The organism is Streptomyces sp. NPDC043726, assembly GCF_056436565.1.
On the sequence record NZ_JBWKCI010000020.1, the window covers coordinates 50360 to 66634 of the forward strand.

Here is a 16275-nt window from a genome sequence, read left to right on the forward strand (position 1 = left end):
TCCCGTACCGGAATCGGTACGGGACCCGCCCACGCGTCATGCCCGCTGCGCGCTGCCTGGGGCACGTGGTGTCACCTCCGTACGAGCCGCGCCCTCAGCGCGTGGCGCGTACCGCCTCGCGGATCAGGTCCGCGACCTCCGTGGGCCGCGACACCGCCACCGCGTGCGAGGCGCCCTCCAGCTCCACGACCGTCGCCCCGGCGCGCTTGGCGCCGAACCGCTGGACCTCGGGGTTGATGGCCTGGTCGGCGGCGGCGATCAGGGCCCAGGACGGCTTGGTCCGCCAGGCCGCGACCGACGCGGTCTCCGTGAAGGCCCCGGCGGCCAGCGGACGCTGCGACACCGCCAGCACCTCGGTGACCGAGGACGGGACGTCGGCGGCGAAGATCTCCGGGAACGCCTCGGCCGCGATGGTGACCTCGACCGCCGGCTCACCGCCCGGCACCGGATACGTGGCCTCCCGCAGATTGCTGACCAGCGGCGAGAGCGGGAAACGCCCCTGAAGCTCACCGAGGCTCTCGCCCTCGTCGGTCACATAGGCCGCGACGTAGACCAGCCCGACGACGTTGTCGGCGGCGCCCGCCACGGAGATCAGCGCACCGCCGTAGGAGTGCCCGACGAGCACCACGGGGCCGTCGATCCGGGCGGCCACGGAGGCCACGTACGCGGCATCGGAGGCCAGGCCGCGCAGCGGGTTGGGCGGGGCGATTACGGGGATGCCGTGGCTCTGCAGCTCCGCGACGACGCCGGACCAGGAGGCGGCGTCGGCGAAGGCGCCGTGCACGAGGACGACGGTCGGGGCGGGGCGTGCGGTCATGGTGGTGCTCACTTCCGTAGGTCGGGGTCGGTCAGCCGGCATGCAGGGCGGTGCGCAGCGTGCCGACCGCGAGGGTGATCGCGGCCTCGGCGGCGTGGGTCTCGCGCAGGGCGTTGAGCATCACGAAGTCGTGGATGATGCCCTGGAAGCGCACGGCGGTGACGGCGACCCCGGCCTCCCGCAGCTTGTTGGCGTACGCCTCGCCCTCGTCGCGCAGGACATCGGCCTCACCGGTGATCACCAGGGCCGGGGGCAGCCCGGTGAGCTGTTCGGTGGTGGCGCGCAGCGGGGAGGCGGTGATCTGGGCGCGCTCGGCCTCGTCGGTCGTGTACTGGTCCCAGAACCACTGCATGCCGTCCCGGCGCAGGAAGTACCCGGTGGCGAACTGCCGGTAGGACGGCGTGTCGAAGTTCGCGTCGGTCACCGGGTAGAACAGCACCTGCTGCACCAGCGGAACGTCCCCGCGCTGCTTGGCCATCAGCGTCAGCGCCGCGGTCATGTTGCCGCCGACCGAGTCACCGGCCACGGCCATCCGGGACGCGTCGAGACCCTGGGCCGCGCCCTCGGCCACGACCCACCGCGCCACCGCGTAGTTCTGCTCGATCGCCACCGGGTAGCGGACCTCGGGGGACAGGTCGTACTCGGGGAAGACCACGGCCGCGTTCGCCCCGACAGCCAGCTCCCGCACCAGCCGGTCGTGGGTGTGGGCGTTGCCGAACACCCAGCCCGCGCCATGGATGTAGAGGATCACCGGCAGGGTGCCCTCGGCCCCGGCGGGCCGGACGATCCGGGCCCGGACGCTGCCCGTCGGACCACCGGAGACGGTGACCCACTCCTCGTCGATCGCGGGCTTGTCGATCTGACCGGACTGCACCTCGTCGACCGCCTTGCGGCCGTCGGCGGGCGGCAGCTCGAAGAGGTACGGCGGGTTCGCGGTGGCCTCGGCGAAAGCGGTGGCCGCGGGCTCCAGCACCGGCTGGACCGGCTCGACGGCGTCGGACATGTGACTCTCCCGGGTTGTGCAGGCTCCGCCGGTCTCTCCGGCGGGGCGTCACCACGCTAAGGACGGGAGGGCCGCGGGAATTGTCCCTGAGTGCACCGCCACCCTCCCGACAGTGCATGGACGTGCGCGGTGACGCCCTCCCCACAGTGCGGGGAGCCGTACCGGTCCGCCACCGCTGGGTATCGTGGTCTCTCCCGCTCGTCGGCAGGTCAGCGGGAGGGGTAGGGGGTAGGGGCACCGCATGACGCCGGCCGGACGCGACGCGCAGCTCACCGTGATCCGCGCGGCTCTCGCGGGCATCAGGAGAGCGGGAACGTCCCTGCTGCTGCGCGGCGACCCCGGCATGGGCAAGACCGCGCTGCTGGAGGAGGCCGGGACGGCCGCCCTCGGCGCCGGACTGCGCGTCCTGCGGATGACCGGCGCGGCGGCGGAGTCCTCGCTCGCCTACGCCGCCCTCCACCAGGTGCTCTGGCCGCTGCTGGAGCACGTACCGGCCCTCCCGGCAGGACAACGCGCCGCCCTGGAGAGCGCGTTGGGCATCCACGACGGCGCCGCTCCCCACCCCGAGGCCGTGGCCGACGCCGCCCGTGCCCTGCTCGCCCGCGCCGCCGCTGACCGGCCCGTCGTCGTCCTCCAGGACGACCTCCAGTGGGCCGACCCGGCGAGCCTCGGCGTCTTCCGACGACTGCGCGGCCGTACGGCGTCACTGCCCCTGGTGCTCGTCGGCGCGACCCGGGATCCGGCGGCCGAGGGCGCGATCGACCTGCCTCCGCTGACCGAGCAGGAGTCCGAACGGCTGCTGCGCGCCCTGCATCCCTGGCTCCCCGAGGGAGCGCGCGAGCGCGTGCTGCGGGCGGCCGACGGCAACCCCCTCGCCCTGCACGAGCTCCCGGCACGCCTCCGCAAGGCGGCCACCGACCACCCCGCCTACCTCGCGGGCCCCCGAGCGGCGGGAATTCCCGACCTCTTCGACGAACTGCCCCTCGGTGAACGACTCGGACGGCTCTACGAGGACAGCCTGGGCGCCCTCCCGGCGACGGCCCGGCACCTGCTGCTGGCGGTGGCCCTCGGCGGCCCGCCCGCCCAGCACGCCGCCCCGGTGCGGAACATGGACTCACGCACCCGGCAGAGCGTCGAGGCCTCCGGGCTCGCCCACCTCGACGGGGAACACCTCGCATTCCGCCACCCCTTGGTCCGCGCGGGCCTGATCCACCTGGCCACCCCCGCCGAACGCCGGGCCGCCCACCGGCTCCTCGCGGACTCCCTGCCCGCGACGAGCCCGCACCGGATCGTGCACCGGGCGGCCGCCGCCGTCGGCACCGACGCCGAACTGGCCGACCTGGTCCACCAGGAGGCCGACCGAACCGCCGCCGAAGGCGAGGACGCGGCGGCGGCACGCCTGATGGGCAGAGCGGCCGGGCTCAGCCCGGACCCGGCGACCCGGGCCGCACGCCTGGTCGCCGCCGCGGTCATGGCCACCCGAGGCGGCCGGATGCGCCTCGCGGCGGAACTCCTCACCGAGGCGGAGACCGAGGCCCGCCCCGGACGACCCGAGCCCCGCGCCGCGTACGCCTACGCCCTCGCCTGCACCCGCTTCCAGCTCGACGGCGACCCCATGCCCACGGTCGAGCTGCTGCCCGGGCTGCTGGACGAGACGGCCGAACTGCGCGACGCCATGCTGCTGTTGCTTCTTCTCGCCGCCGTCCACACCGGCGACACACGGGCCCGGGCCGCCGTCGAACGGCACACCGCGGACACCGGCGGGCCGGCCGCGCTGTGCCTGCGGACGTGGACCGGCCCGCATCCCGGTCCGTACGGCGAACTGGGCCGGGCCGTCCGGGAGTTGCCCCGGGAGCGGGAGACCGCCGCCGCCTGGATCCTGCTGTGGTCGGCCGCCGCCGTCGACGCCGTCGGTGAGCACGACGCCCTGCGCGGCTGTCTCGCCCGCAGCCGCGCCTACGCGCCCCAGGCCTTCGTCGCCGGACTCCGCGCCCACGACGACTTCCTGCACGGCCGTTGGGAGGAGTCCCTCGCCGTCTCCCGCCAGGGCGCCGGGACCTCCGCCGCCTACCGGCACGCCCTCAACGAGACCATGTTCCTGCTGAACACCGCGCAGATCCTCGCCGCTCGCGGAGACCTCACCGGCCTGGCCGAGCTGGAGCCCGTCCTCGGCACGGCGGCCCGGGAGCGTCAGCTGCGCCTCGTCGCCGAGCGTTTCCAGGCGCTCAAGGTGCTGGGCGCCCTCGGCCACGGGCGGACGCAGGAGGCCTGGCACCACGCGCGGGCGCTTCCGGCGGCCGACACGCCTTGGTCCCACCTGGCGCTCGTGGACTGGGTGCAGGCGGCCGTGGACAGCGGGCGGCAGGACGAGGCGCGGGAGCGACTGCGCGCCGTCCGGGAGGCGGGGCTCGCCGCCGCCTCGCCGCATCACGCCTTTCTGGTGGCCGTGGCCGAGGCGCTGGCGGCACAGGACGAGGAACACTTCGCCGCCGTGTACGCCCTTCCAGGCGCCGGGAGTTGGCCCTTCCCGCTCGCCCGCGCCCACCTCGCGCACGCCCGTCTGCTCCGCCGCCGCGGCCACCCCGAACAGGCGGCCGCGCACAGCAGGGAAGCCCAGCGCATCTTCACCCGCCTCGGCGCCACGCCCTGGGCCCGACAGGCCCGTCGGGACCTGGAGCTGGCGGCGGCCGGAAGCGACGCCCGGCTGACCGCCCAGGAGTCGCGGATCGCCGAACTCGCCGCTGAGGGGCTGACGAACCGTCAAATAGGGGAGCGGCTGGGCCTGTCCCCGCGCACCATCGGCGCCCATCTCTACCGGATCTTTCCCAAGCTGGGCGTCACCACCCGGGCCGGAGTCGCTCGCGCGCTTCAGGAGAGCCGCCGCTCGGCAGCGCCCGCGCCAGAGCCGCCCGCGAGGTGATACCGAGCTTGGGGAAGATCCGGTACAGATGCGCCGAGATCGTGCGCGGGGAGAGCCGCAACTCGGCGCCGACCTCCTTGTTCGTGAGCCCGGTCGCGACCAGCCGGGCGATCCGCAGTTCCTGAGCCGTCAGCACGCCGTCCTCCGCGCGCAGTTCGTCCTCGCACCGCTCGACCCAGGGAACGGCCCCCAGCTCCTGGAAGGTGCGGGCCGCGGCGCGCAGCACGTCGTCCGCCTCGGCCCGGCGCCCCTGCCGGCTCAGCCAGGCGCCGTGCCCCAGGCGCAGCCGCGCCAGGTCGAAGACCCACTGACCGGAACCAGGCACCGCGTAGGCCGCCGCATAGGCCGCGTCCGCCTCCTCGTCGGCAGCCGTCAGTGCGGCCGCCGCGGCCAACAGGAAGGCGTGGTGCGCGCTGATCTCGTCCATCCGGGCCGCCCGCCCGGCCGCGACCTGTGCCCGTGCCTCCGCCGGCCGGCCGCAGCCGAGGCTCGCCACGACGAAGTCGAAGAACGGCAGATGGAACCAGGCGACTCCGTCGGGCAGCGCGCCCGGTTCCAGCAGGCCGCGCAGCCGGTCGTACGCCTCCTCGTACCGTCCGTGCGCCAGCGCGGCGAGGGCGTCGAGCCGCTGGAGATGGTCCGTGACGAACCGCATCCGGGCCCGCGCCGCCAAGGGCTCGATCCGCGCCCGTGCCGCGCGCAGCCCCCGCTCGTCACCGCGTCCGGCCAGGAAGTGGGCGTGGTAGTGCCGGAACAGCAGGGCGTTGCAGTGGTACCCGAGCTCGTCGGCGGTGTCCGCCTCGCGCAGACACTCCTCGGCGGTGTTCCAGTCGCCGCGCAGGAACGCCTGGTAGCAGCGGGCCTTCGCCACCGAACCCTGGGTGGCGTAGGCGTGGTCCTGGGCGAAGGGGCGGCGCAGGTCCGCGTCGGCCGCGTCCACCGCGGTCGCCGTCCACAGCAGCAGCCACGCCTTCCCGGCCTCGCCCCCGGCGGCCGTACGGGCCGCCAGTGCCCGTAGTTCCGCCTCCGCGCCGTGGGCCGTGCGCGGCGGGTCCGCCCAGGCCCGGTGGCACAGCCGGGCGGCGGGGGACAGGCTCTCCCGGTGCCGTTCGAGGGCCCGCCGGCCGCGTGGGTCGCCGGTGTAGGCGGAGGCCAGCAGCAGCTTGAAGGCCATCTGCTCGACGAGGTCGCCGTACGCCGGGGCGCCGGGGGCGGTCAGCGCGTCCAGCGCGTCGGGCAGCAGCTCGAAGGAGGAGGTGAAGTCGACGTGGTGGCTCTGGTCGACGTACACCACCGTGTAGGCGAACAGCGGCGCGATGTCCCGCGGCACCGGTCCCCGCTTCAGCTCCTCGACCAGCTCCGCCGCGTACGCCAGCCGGCCGCCCCGGGCCGACATCGCCGCCGCCCAGGTCAGCCGGCGGGCCCGGTGGGCGGGGTCGACGCTGAGTGCGGCGGCGCGGTCCAGCAGCAGCGCGCCCTCCGCGTCTCCGCCGCGCAGGGCGATCCGGGTGCCGGCCTCCTGGAGCCGGGCGGCGAGCGGCTCGTCCGGGCCCTCGGCGGCGGCCGCCTCGTGCAGCAGCCGGCGGGGGTCGTCCTCGCGCAGCCGCCCGGCCAGCGTCCGGTGCGCGGCCCGCCGGTCCGCCTCGGAGGCGGAGGCGATCACCGCGCTGCGCACCAGCGGATGCCGGAAGACCAGCCGCCCGGTGTCGTCGAGCCGGGCGAGCCCCTCGGCCTCCACCCGGTCCAGCTCCGGCTCACCGCGCTCGCCCACGGAGCCCGCGGTGCCGTCCAGCGCGGTGAGCAGGAGCAGCCGCGCGGCCTCCGGGGGCAGCGCCCGCAGCCGCCGGGCGAACAGCGCCTCGAGCCGCTGCCCCGGCGGCAGTCGCTCCGGCAGCGGGGCGATGCCCCTGCGGTGCTCGTGCGCCAGCTGGCCGGGCAGCTCGGCCAGGGCCAGCGGATTGCCGGCGGCCTCGGTCATCACCCGCTCCGCGGTGGCCGCCGCGAGCCCCGGATGCCACTGCCGCAGCAGCGCCCGGGCGTCCTCGCCGGACAGGGCCTCCACGTCCACCGGGTGTGCGGGCCAGCCGTCCAGCGCGGAACCCTCGGGCCGGCTCGCGCACACCATGACCGACCGCAGGCCCGGCATCCGCTGGTGCAGGAAGACCAGGACGGCCGCGCTGGAGGAGTCCACCCAGTGCAGGTCGTCCACCAGCACCAGCACCGGGCGGTGGCGCGCCTCCTCGGCGAGCAGGGCCAGCGCGGAGGCACCGACCATGAAGCCGTCCGGGGGCAAACCTTCCCGCAGCCCGAGAGCCCGTTCCAGAGCGAGGCGCTGGCGCGGGGGCAGCGCCCGCGAGTTCGCCCGCAGCGGCCGCAGTACCTGCCGCAGGACGCCGAAGGCGATGCCCAGCTCCGACTCCCCGCCGGCCGCGCGCAGCACGGTGAACCCGGCCCGCTCGGCGCGCTCCGCCGTCCAGTCCAGCAGGGCGGTCTTGCCGATGCCGGGCTCACCCCGCAGCACGGTCGCGGAACCGCCCGCTCCGGACCGGGCGTTCTCCAGGGACCGTTCCAGCAGCTCCCGTTCGCGCCGCCGCCCGACGAGCGTCGTGTCGTCCGGTGAGTTCCCCAAGGCCGCTCCTCAGCCGCGGGGCCGCGACCGCTCCGCGTGCCCTCGGCACCACGGTGGCAGCGGCGGCTTGCCTCACCGTGCAGGGCTCTTGCCCCTGCCCGCACAGCTCGCCGAACCCCCTCTCACCTGCGGTGGAGCAGGCCGCAAGCTGAGGTGGAGCACACGCACGGACCAGGGGGCCCCATGAACTCCACAGCGCAGGACCGCACCTTCGGGTTCCTCAGGGTGAGCACGACACGGGGAGCGGCGGGGACCCTCGCTCACGAGCCCGACGCCGGCCACGTCGTGATCGGCCTCCACACCGCCGGCCGGGCGACCCTGGTCCGCGACGGGAACCCCGAGCCCTGCCGCCCCGGTGACCTGTTCGTCGGCGCGGCCCCCTTCGTCCTGCACGAGTCCGAGCCCTACACACTCCATCTCGTACGGCTGCCCAGACGCACCCTCGCGCTCACGGACCGTCAGGTGTGGGCACTGACCGCCCGGGCGCCGTCGGCCGAGGGCCCTGTGGCGCCGCTGCTCGGCGGAGTCCTGCGCGAGCTCACGGACGTGCGCGGCGAGCGGGTGGGCCTTCAGCTGGCGGGCAGCGTGGCCGAGTTGGTGGTTCTGCTGGCCGCGGAGGACGGCGGGCCGTGGGACGGCGGCGTTCGGGGCGGCGGGCTTCGGGACGCCGGGCCCCGGGGTGACGCTCTGGCCCACGGCGGGTCACGGGAGGGTGCTCCGGCGCAGGGCGGGCAGGAGCGGGAGGACTTGGTGCGGCGGGTGCGGGCGCATGTCGACGCGCATCTGTGGGACCGGCGGCTCACGCCCGCCAGCGTGGCCGCCGCGCAGCACATCTCGGTGCGCTATCTGCACCGGCTCTTCGAGAGCCAGGGCAGCACGATCGGCCGATGGATCCAGCACCGCCGCCTGGAGGAGGCCCGGCGGGAGCTGGCCCGGCCCGGGCGCGCCGACCTCACGGTGTCGGCGGTGGCACGACGCTGGGGCTTCGCCAGCGCCACGCACTTCAGCCGCAGCTTCCGCGCCGCGTACGGGATGTCCCCGAGCGACTGGCGCGACGGCCGGATCCGTCCTTCGAGCTGACTCCGTGCCCGCGGACCAGCCCGCCGGTTCGTGGCCCGGGCAGACGCCGACGCGGTGGGTCTGCCGGGTCCGTCCTCCGGGATCCCGGTGCGGTTGATGCCGGGTCGGCCGAGCCGGCCGTCCGGGTCCGCAGGCAGGCCGCTGACGCGGTGGTGGCACACGGTCCACCCACCGGGCCAGGGTTCCCGGCTTCCAGGCTGACACCCGTGCCCGCCGGGTCCGGTCTCCTGGTCCGCGGCTCAGGCAACCTCACGCCACGGCCACGGCCACGGCGACCGGCCTCAGGCCGACTCCGTGCTCGTGGTTCTGCGCCACTGTTGTGGTGAGCAGCCGTGGACCGCCTTGAAGGCGCGGCTGAAGTGAGCCGCGCTGCGGAAGCCCCAGCGGGCCGCCACCACCGCGATCGAAGGGCTCACCCTGCCGCGTCGGCTCAGTTCCCGGGCGCACTGTTCGACCCGCATCCGCTGGATCAGCCGGCCCACCGTGATCCCCTCGCCCTCGAACAGGCGGTGCAGATAGCGCACCGAGATCAGATGCGCCCGCGCGATGCGCTCGGCGGACAGGTCGGGGTCGCCCAAGTGCCGCTCGACGTACTGGCGTACGGCGAGGAGCAGATGGGGCTGCCCCGGCTGCCCCGGCCCGGCGGACTCCTCCGCCAGCTCGTCGACCAGGCCCGCCACCAGATCGGTGACCATGCCGCCGAGCCGCTCACCCACCAGGGCGGGCAACCGGGCGGCCGTCTCGTCCAGATGCCGCAGCACGAGCGGCAACGGGTCCGCCGACGGCGTGAGCGGGCGCGCGGTCGCGGACCGCAGCGAGGCCGCCGGGGCGTGCAGCGCGTGACCGGGCAGACGGAACAGCAGCACCCGCGCCGCCCGGTCCGGCAGGCGCACGGCGAAGGCACGGCGCAGGTCCAGCAGGGCCATCTGCCCGCTCTCCAGGCAGGTCGCGCGGCCGTCCTGGGACACCTCCGCGGTCCCCGAGCGCGGCAGCACCAGGGCCACCGCCGCCTCCGACTCCCCGGCCCCGGGCCGTCGCCGCAGCCGCAGCGGCCCCGCCACGCAGGTGATCATGCGGACGTAGCCGAAGTGATGCAGCGTCACGTACTCGTCGCCGCGGTCGGCCTGCTCCGTCTCCTCGGCCTCGACCGGCGTGAGCCAAGCCGACAGCGCGGCCGTCACCCCGGCACCCGGCGCGAGGATCGTCCCGGACAGAGCGTTCACAAGGGCTCCCTTCAGCCGTCCAGTGGTGGGGAGGTGTTCCCCCGGTCCGTGACACGAGTCTGTGGCGGTCCTGTACGCGGGCATTAGGTCAAATGACTGCACTTCCCCGGGCGCGCCGCGCGAAGTGTGCACGCAGCGGCACGGATCGGTGCCGGGAGCCCCCTCGTGCGCCCGTCTCCGGCCTCTAGGCTGTTCCTTCGTGATCGCCCCCCACGCGCAGGAGCTCCGGTGGTTGACGACGTTCGCGCCGCGCAGCGGGAGCCTGTCCTGGAACGGCCGGCACGGGACTTCCTCCGACGGCATCCCTGGCCGGACTCCCGGGCGCGCATGGCCGCGCTGTGGAACGGCGACGGCGCCGACGAGCCCGATGTCGAGGAGGAGTGGCTGGCCCTGCCGGGCGACGGCGGCCGCAGGATCCGGGTGCGCATCCTGCGCCCGGCGGACAGCGGCGAGGACCTGCCGGTGGTGCTGTACCTGCACGGCCTCGGCTGGATGCTGACCGACGCCTACGCGCACCGGCGCCTCCTGGCCGACCTGGTCCTCGGCGCGGACGCCGCCGTCGTCGTGCCCGAGTACGACCTGCCGGAGGACGCTTGCCACCCGGGCGCCGTCGAACGGGCGTACACCATCGCCCGCTGGCTGGCACGGCACGGGGAGGAATGGCGACTGGACGGCACCAGGCTGGCGGTCGTCGGCGCCAGCGCGGGCGCCCACCAGGCCGCCGCCCTCACCCTCGTGGCGCGAGAGCGCGGCGGACCGGACTTCCGCCACCAGGTGCTGGTCTGCCCCGTCACCGACGCCGCGATGGACACCGCCTCCTACCGCCAGTTCGCCACCGGGTACTTCCTGAGCCGGGCTGCCATGTCGGCCTACTGGCGGCGGTACGCGCCCGACCCGGAGACCCGGACGCAGGCCACCGTCTCACCGCTGCGCGCCACCGGCGACACGCTGCGCGGACTGCCGCCGGCGCTCGTCCTCACCGCGGAGGCCGATGTGCTGCGCGACGAGGGAGAGGCGTACGCGGCGGGGCTGCGGGCGGCGGACGTCCCCGTCGTGTGCGTGCGGTACCACGGCACGATCCACGGGTTCGTGCTCTTCGACCGGCTGCGCGACACGGACGCGTCCAGGGCGGCCCGTATCCAGGTGACGGACACCCTGCACGCCGCCCTGCACTCCCTGTGAGTCAGGCGCCCTGGCTCCGGTGCGCCCGCCACTCGCTCGGTGTCACCCCGTACGCCGCCTGGAAGCGGCGGCTGAAGTGGCTGGGGCTGCTGAAGCCGCAGCGTGTGGCCACGGCGGCTACGGTGAGCCGGTCGTAGCGCGTGGAGGCCAGCATCCGCCGTGCCTTCGCCAGCCGTTCGGTGATCAGCCACTGCTCCAGGCTGATCCCGGCCGCGCTGAGCAGGAGATAGAGCCTGCGCACCGAGACGGCGTGCTCGGCCGCGATCCGCTCGGGCGTCAGCGAGCGGTCCGCCAGGTGCCGGCGGGCGTAGGCCATGACCCGGGTCAGGAGGGTGTCGTCCATGACCGAGCGGACCGGGTCGCTGTCCTCGGCGTGTGCCGCGGACAGCAGAAGCGCCCGGACCAGCTCGGTGGTGGCGCCGGCCAGCGCCTCGGCGCCGGGGTCGTTCTGCAGCCGGCCCGGATCACGGAACACCGTCCGCAGATGGTTCAGGACGAGGTCGTGCATCGGGCTCGCGCGAAGCCGCAGCGAGGCCTGCTCCACCGTGTCCACGGGCACGCCGAGGCGGTCCATGTCGATCATCATCGAGTGCGAGGCGCCGTCGCCGGACCAGCCGTAATTGCGGACCGACAGCTCGTGGAACACGCAGATGTCGTCAGCGCCCAGCAGGCGACGCCGGCCGGCCACCTCGGCGCGGTGGGTGCCCTCGGGCTGGAGCGAGACGGCCACCACAGGATTGCTCCGATGGTGATGCACATGACGCTCGGTCCGCCGCACCTCGAAGCCCGAACTGCGGGCGGACAGCAGAGTGAGGTCGCCCACCTGCCACAGTTCCAGGCGCGCGTGCATGCCCGTCTCCGGTTCCTCGTGGAACACGTCGTTGGGCACCAGATCGTTCGTCAGGCCATGGCGAAAAGCCTCGGGCCGCTCACGAGGCGGCACTGTCGCAAGATCCAAGAGCAGCACGGACCCCCCAATACAGCTGTGCTTGTGGCCATTCTGCACGGATTCGAGGCCATCGGGTGATCGGATAAGATCCCTGCGTGAACACCTACTGGCACGTCGTTCTGCCGCCGCTCTGCGCCTGACGGGCGCGGACACCTGCGGCTCGATTCCCGGCCCCGACCGGCCCTGAGGGCGGTCATGGGCTCGTGTCGTGCGCCCGTTTCGAATCGGCTCCCAGACGCATTCGACGACGGAAGACCACACGACAGTGCCGAACCGTACTTCTTCGCTGACTCCCGCGCGCCCGGCCGCCATCGGCCCGCGCCCCACCCGTTCCCGGTTCCTGGGCGGACCCGCCCCCATCCTCGCCTCGGCCGTGCTGTGGGGCACGACCGGCACCGCGAGCTCGCTGGCCCCGGCCGGCACCCCGGCTGCCGCCATCGGCTGCGCCGGACTCACCCTGGGCGGAATCCTGCTGTTCCTCACCTCCGGCGGCGCGTTCAGGCTGCCGTCCGCCTGCACGCGCCGCGAGCGGGGGCTGCTCCTCCTCTGCGTACTGGCGGTTGCCGGGTACCCGGTGACCTTCTACCCCGCGGTGGCGTCCACCGGCGTGGCCGTGGCCACGGTGATCGCGCTGGGCAGCGCGCCCGTCTTCGCCGGACTGCTCGGCTGGATCACCGGACAGGCCCGGCCCACCGCACGCTGGACGGCCGCCACCACGGCCGCCGTCCTGGGCTGCACCCTGCTGGTGACGGGCCCCGGGCTCACCGGCCACGCCACTCCGGTCGACCCGACGGGCATCGCGCTCGCCGCGGTGGCCGGACTGTCGTACGCCGTCTACTCGTTGATCGGCGGCGGGCTCATCGGCCGGGGACACTCCTCGGACGCGGTGATGGGCCTGCTCTTCGGCGCCGCCGGACTGCTCGTGCTGCCCGTCGTCCTGTTCGCCGGCACGGCGTGGCTCGCCACCGGCCGGGGTGCGGCGGTGGCCGGGTATCTCGCCCTGTTCACCGTGTACTTGGCCTACCGGCTGTTCGGACGCGGACTGCGCCGTACGCCCGCGTCCGTGGCCACCACACTGACGCTGGCCGAGCCCGCGGTGGCGGCGGTACTCGGCGTCACCGTACTCGGCGAACGCCTCCCGGCCGCGTCCTGGGGCGGACTTGCGGTCCTGGCGGCGGGACTCGTCCTGCTGACCTTGCCTGCCTAGCCGGCGAGCGGACCGGCGGGCACAACCTGTGCCCGCCGGTCCGGGCGACAACCGTCGAGGTCGCCCCGGCGGAGGTCGGCGGGGCTTCGCGGGAACTCCAGGACGTGCCCCGCCGTATCCACGCCATCGACGGGTGAGCGGGACCCGGGCCGGCGTCGTCCTGGAGACCTCCTTCGAGCGCCCCGTCACGCCGTAGCGGACCGGTCAGGATCGGAGAAGCGCGCGCCGCCGGGCCCTGGCTAGCGTGGCGGGCATGGACATCACCATCAACGCCAGCTTCCTTCCGCACACCGACCCCGAGGCCTCCCTGGCCTTCTACCGCGACCTCCTCGGCTTCGAGGTCCGCAAGGACGTCGGCCAGGGCGCGATGCGCTGGATCACCGTCGGACCCCTCGGCCGGCCCGACACCTCGATCGTGCTCACGCCGCCCGCCGCCGACCCCGCCGTCTCCGACGAGGAGCGCCGCACCATCACCGAGATGATGGACAAGGGGACCTACGGCCTCATCCTGCTCGCCACCGCCGACGTGGACGCCACCTTCGACCGGCTCCAGGCCACCGACGCCGAGGTCGTCCAGGAACCCGTCGACCAGCCCTGGGGCATCCGTGACTGCGTCTTCCGCGACCCTTCCGGCAACATGATCCGCATCCAGCAGCAGGTCTGACGGGCATAGCCGTTTCTCGCGGCGATCAAGCAGACCTTCGATTACTGTTCGAAGCCGGTCGGATCCGGCCAGGCGACCCAGAGGAGACGGAGACACGATGAGCAGGGCCACCAAGAAAGACACGCCGTCGCCCGAGCCGCACGTCGCCGACAGCCACGACCTGATCCGTGTGCACGGCGCCCGCGAGAACAATCTCAAGGACGTCGACGTCGAGATCCCCAAGCGCCGGCTGACGGTGTTCACCGGCGTGTCGGGATCCGGCAAGAGCTCGCTGGTGTTCGACACGATCGCCGCCGAGTCGCAGCGGCTGATCAACGAGACCTACCCCGCCTTCGTGCAGGGTTTCATGGCGAACCTGGCCCGCCCCGAGGTCGACGTGCTGGACGGTCTGACCACCGTGATCAGCGTGGACCAGCAGCGCATGGGAGCCGACCCGCGCTCCACGGTCGGCACCGCCACCGACGCCAACGCGATGCTGCGCATCCTCTTCAGCCGCCTCGGCAAGCCGCACATCGGCCCGCCCAGCGCGTACTCCTTCAACACGGCCTCGGTGAAGGCGAGCGGCGCGATCACCGTGCAGCGCGGCGACAAGACCAAGGCCGAGAAGGCCACTTTCGAGCGCACCGGCGGCATGTGCACCCACTGCGAGGGCCGCGGCAAGGTCTCCGACATCGACCTCACCCAGCTCTACGACGACTCCAAGTCGATCGCCGAGGGCGCGTTCACCATTCCGGGCTGGAAGTCGGACAGCCAGTGGACCGTCGGCCTCTACGCCCAGTCCGGGTTCCTCGACCCGAACAAGCCGATCCGCAAGTTCACCAAGAAGGAGATGCACGCCTTCCTCTACGGCGAGCCGACCAAGGTCAAGGTCAACGGCATCAACCTCACCTATGAAGGCCTCATCCCGAAGATCCAGAAGTCCTTCCTGTCCAAGGACAAGGAGGCGATGCAGCCGCACATCCGGGCCTTCGTCGAGCGTGCGGTCACCTTCACCGTCTGCCCCGAGTGCGACGGCACCCGGCTCAGCGAGGGCGCCCGCAACTCGAAGATCAAGCGGATCTCGATCGCCGACGCCTGCGCGATGGAGATCCGCGACCTGGCGGAGTGGGTGCGCGGGCTCAAGGAGCCCTCGGTGGCCCCGCTGCTCACCGCGCTCCAGCAGACCCTCGACTCGTTCGTGGAGATCGGCCTCGGCTACCTCGCCCTGGACCGGCCCTCGGGCACCCTGTCCGGCGGCGAGGCCCAGCGCGTCAAGATGATCCGCCACCTCGGGTCCTCGCTCACGGACGTCACCTACGTCTTCGACGAGCCCACCATCGGTCTGCACCCCCATGACATCCAGCGGATGAACAACCTGCTCAAGCGGCTGCGCGACAAGGGCAACACGGTGCTGGTCGTGGAACACAAGCCGGAGGCCATCGCGATCGCCGACCACATCGTCGACCTCGGGCCCGGCGCCGGATCGGCCGGCGGCACCGTCTGCTTCGAGGGCACCCTGGAGGACCTGCGCTCCTCCGGCACCGTCACCGGCCGCCACCTCGACGACCGGGCCGCACTGAAGGAGGAGGTGCGCAAGCCAACCGGTGCCCTGGAGATCCGCGGCGCGAGCGCCAACAACCTCCGGGACGTGGACGTCGACATCCCGCTCGGCGTGCTGACCGTCATCACCGGCGTGGCGGGCTCCGGCAAGAGCTCGCTGGTGCACGGCTCGATCCCCGCCGCCGAGGGCGTGGTCTCCGTCGACCAGAGCCCCATCCGCGGCTCCCGGCGCAGCAACCCGGCGACGTACACCGGACTGCTCGAACCGATCCGCAAGGCCTTCGCCAAGGTCAACGGCGTCAAGCCCGCCCTGTTCAGCGCCAACTCCGAGGGCGCCTGCCCCACGTGCAACGGCGCCGGCGTCATCTACACCGACCTGGCGATCATGCAGAGCGTCGCGACCCCGTGCGAGGACTGCGAGGGCAAGCGGTTCCAGGCCTCGGTGCTGGAGTACCACCTCGGCGGCCGGGACATCAGCGAGGTGCTCGGGATGTCGGTGACCGAGGCGGAGGAGTTCTTCGGCTCCGGCGACGCCCGCACCCCCGCCGCGCACGCCATCCTCAGCCGGCTCGCCGACGTCGGCCTCGGCTACCTCACCCTCGGCCAGCCGCTGACCACGCTGTCCGGCGGTGAGCGCCAGCGGCTGAAGCTGGCCACGCACATGGCCGACAAGGGCGGGGTCTACGTCCTCGACGAGCCGACGACCGGTCTGCACCTCGCCGACGTCGAGCAACTGCTCGGCCTGCTCGACCGGCTCGTGGACGCCGGCAAGTCGGTCATCGTCATCGAGCATCACCAGGCCGTCATGGCCCACGCCGACTGGATCATCGACCTGGGTCCGGGCGCGGGACACGACGGCGGCAAGGTCGTCTTCGAGGGCACGCCCGCCGACCTGGTCGCCGCCCGCTCCACCCTCACCGGCGAGCACCTCGCGGAGTACGTCGGCGCCTGACCCGGGACCGGCCGACGGTCGTACGGCTTGCGGCCATCCCGCTTTCCGGCCGCACGGCCTGCGGTCATGCGGCCTGCGGTCATGCGGCCTGCGGTCATGCGGCCTGCGGT

11 protein-coding genes are annotated in these 16275 nt (G+C 73.8%); 6 read left to right on the top strand and 5 right to left on the bottom strand.

Annotated elements, in window-relative coordinates:
- Window positions 1-94 precede the first annotated feature (94 nt).
- Complete coding sequence (locus AC068Z_RS38860) at window positions 95-817, bottom strand: alpha/beta fold hydrolase (RefSeq protein WP_478567268.1); 723 nt, start codon at window positions 815-817, stop codon at window positions 95-97.
- Window positions 818-848: 31 nt separating this feature from the next.
- Window positions 849-1820 carry an alpha/beta hydrolase gene (locus tag AC068Z_RS38865; RefSeq protein ID WP_478567271.1) on the bottom strand — a complete coding sequence of 324 codons (972 nt, stop codon included), beginning with the start codon at window positions 1818-1820 and terminating at the stop codon, window positions 849-851.
- 241 nt (window positions 1821-2061) lie between these two features.
- Here AC068Z_RS38865 and AC068Z_RS38870 point away from each other — a divergent pair, with 241 nt between their 5' ends.
- Window positions 2062-4740, top strand: a complete 2679-nt coding sequence (locus AC068Z_RS38870; protein WP_478567274.1) for an AAA family ATPase — start codon at window positions 2062-2064, stop codon at window positions 4738-4740.
- On the opposite strand, the gene AC068Z_RS38875 is transcribed toward AC068Z_RS38870, so the two are convergent.
- Entirely contained in the window at window positions 4658-7369 is a 2712-nt protein-coding gene (locus tag AC068Z_RS38875; protein ID WP_478567277.1) for a BREX system ATP-binding domain-containing protein, read from the bottom strand. The two genes, AC068Z_RS38870 and AC068Z_RS38875, sit on opposite strands and share 83 nt — an antisense overlap.
- Before the next feature lie 183 nt (window positions 7370-7552).
- Between AC068Z_RS38875 and AC068Z_RS38880 the strand changes: the two genes are divergently transcribed.
- Window positions 7553-8449, top strand: a complete 897-nt coding sequence (locus AC068Z_RS38880) for an AraC family transcriptional regulator (protein ID WP_478567280.1) — start codon at window positions 7553-7555, stop codon at window positions 8447-8449.
- Window positions 8450-8730: 281 nt separating this feature from the next.
- On the opposite strand, the gene AC068Z_RS38885 is transcribed toward AC068Z_RS38880, so the two are convergent.
- Entirely contained in the window at window positions 8731-9672 is a 942-nt protein-coding gene (locus tag AC068Z_RS38885) for a helix-turn-helix domain-containing protein (protein ID WP_478567283.1), read from the bottom strand.
- Window positions 9673-9900: 228 nt separating this feature from the next.
- Between AC068Z_RS38885 and AC068Z_RS38890 the strand changes: the two genes are divergently transcribed.
- Entirely contained in the window at window positions 9901-10854 is a 954-nt protein-coding gene (locus tag AC068Z_RS38890; RefSeq protein ID WP_478567286.1) for an alpha/beta hydrolase, read from the top strand.
- A 1-nt stretch (window position 10855) separates the two neighbouring features.
- Here the strand turns inward: AC068Z_RS38890 and AC068Z_RS38895 are convergent, their stop codons facing one another.
- Window positions 10856-11860, bottom strand: a complete 1005-nt coding sequence (locus AC068Z_RS38895; RefSeq protein ID WP_478567289.1) for an AraC family transcriptional regulator — start codon at window positions 11858-11860, stop codon at window positions 10856-10858.
- Between the two features lie 208 nt (window positions 11861-12068).
- Between AC068Z_RS38895 and AC068Z_RS38900 the strand changes: the two genes are divergently transcribed.
- The 3 genes from AC068Z_RS38900 to AC068Z_RS38910 all read left to right on the top strand — a co-directional run bounded on the left by AC068Z_RS38900 (window position 12069) and on the right by AC068Z_RS38910 (window position 16165).
- Window positions 12069-13010, top strand: coding sequence for a DMT family transporter (locus AC068Z_RS38900; protein WP_478567292.1), 942 nt, complete (start codon window positions 12069-12071; stop codon window positions 13008-13010).
- A gap of 253 nt (window positions 13011-13263) precedes the next feature.
- The gene (locus AC068Z_RS38905) at window positions 13264-13674 is read left to right on the top strand and encodes a VOC family protein (RefSeq protein WP_478567294.1); all 411 of its coding nucleotides are present in this window, start codon (window positions 13264-13266) and stop codon (window positions 13672-13674) included.
- A gap of 97 nt (window positions 13675-13771) precedes the next feature.
- Window positions 13772-16165, top strand: a complete 2394-nt coding sequence (locus tag AC068Z_RS38910) for an ATP-binding cassette domain-containing protein (protein WP_478567297.1) — start codon at window positions 13772-13774, stop codon at window positions 16163-16165.
- Window positions 16166-16275 lie beyond the last annotated feature (110 nt).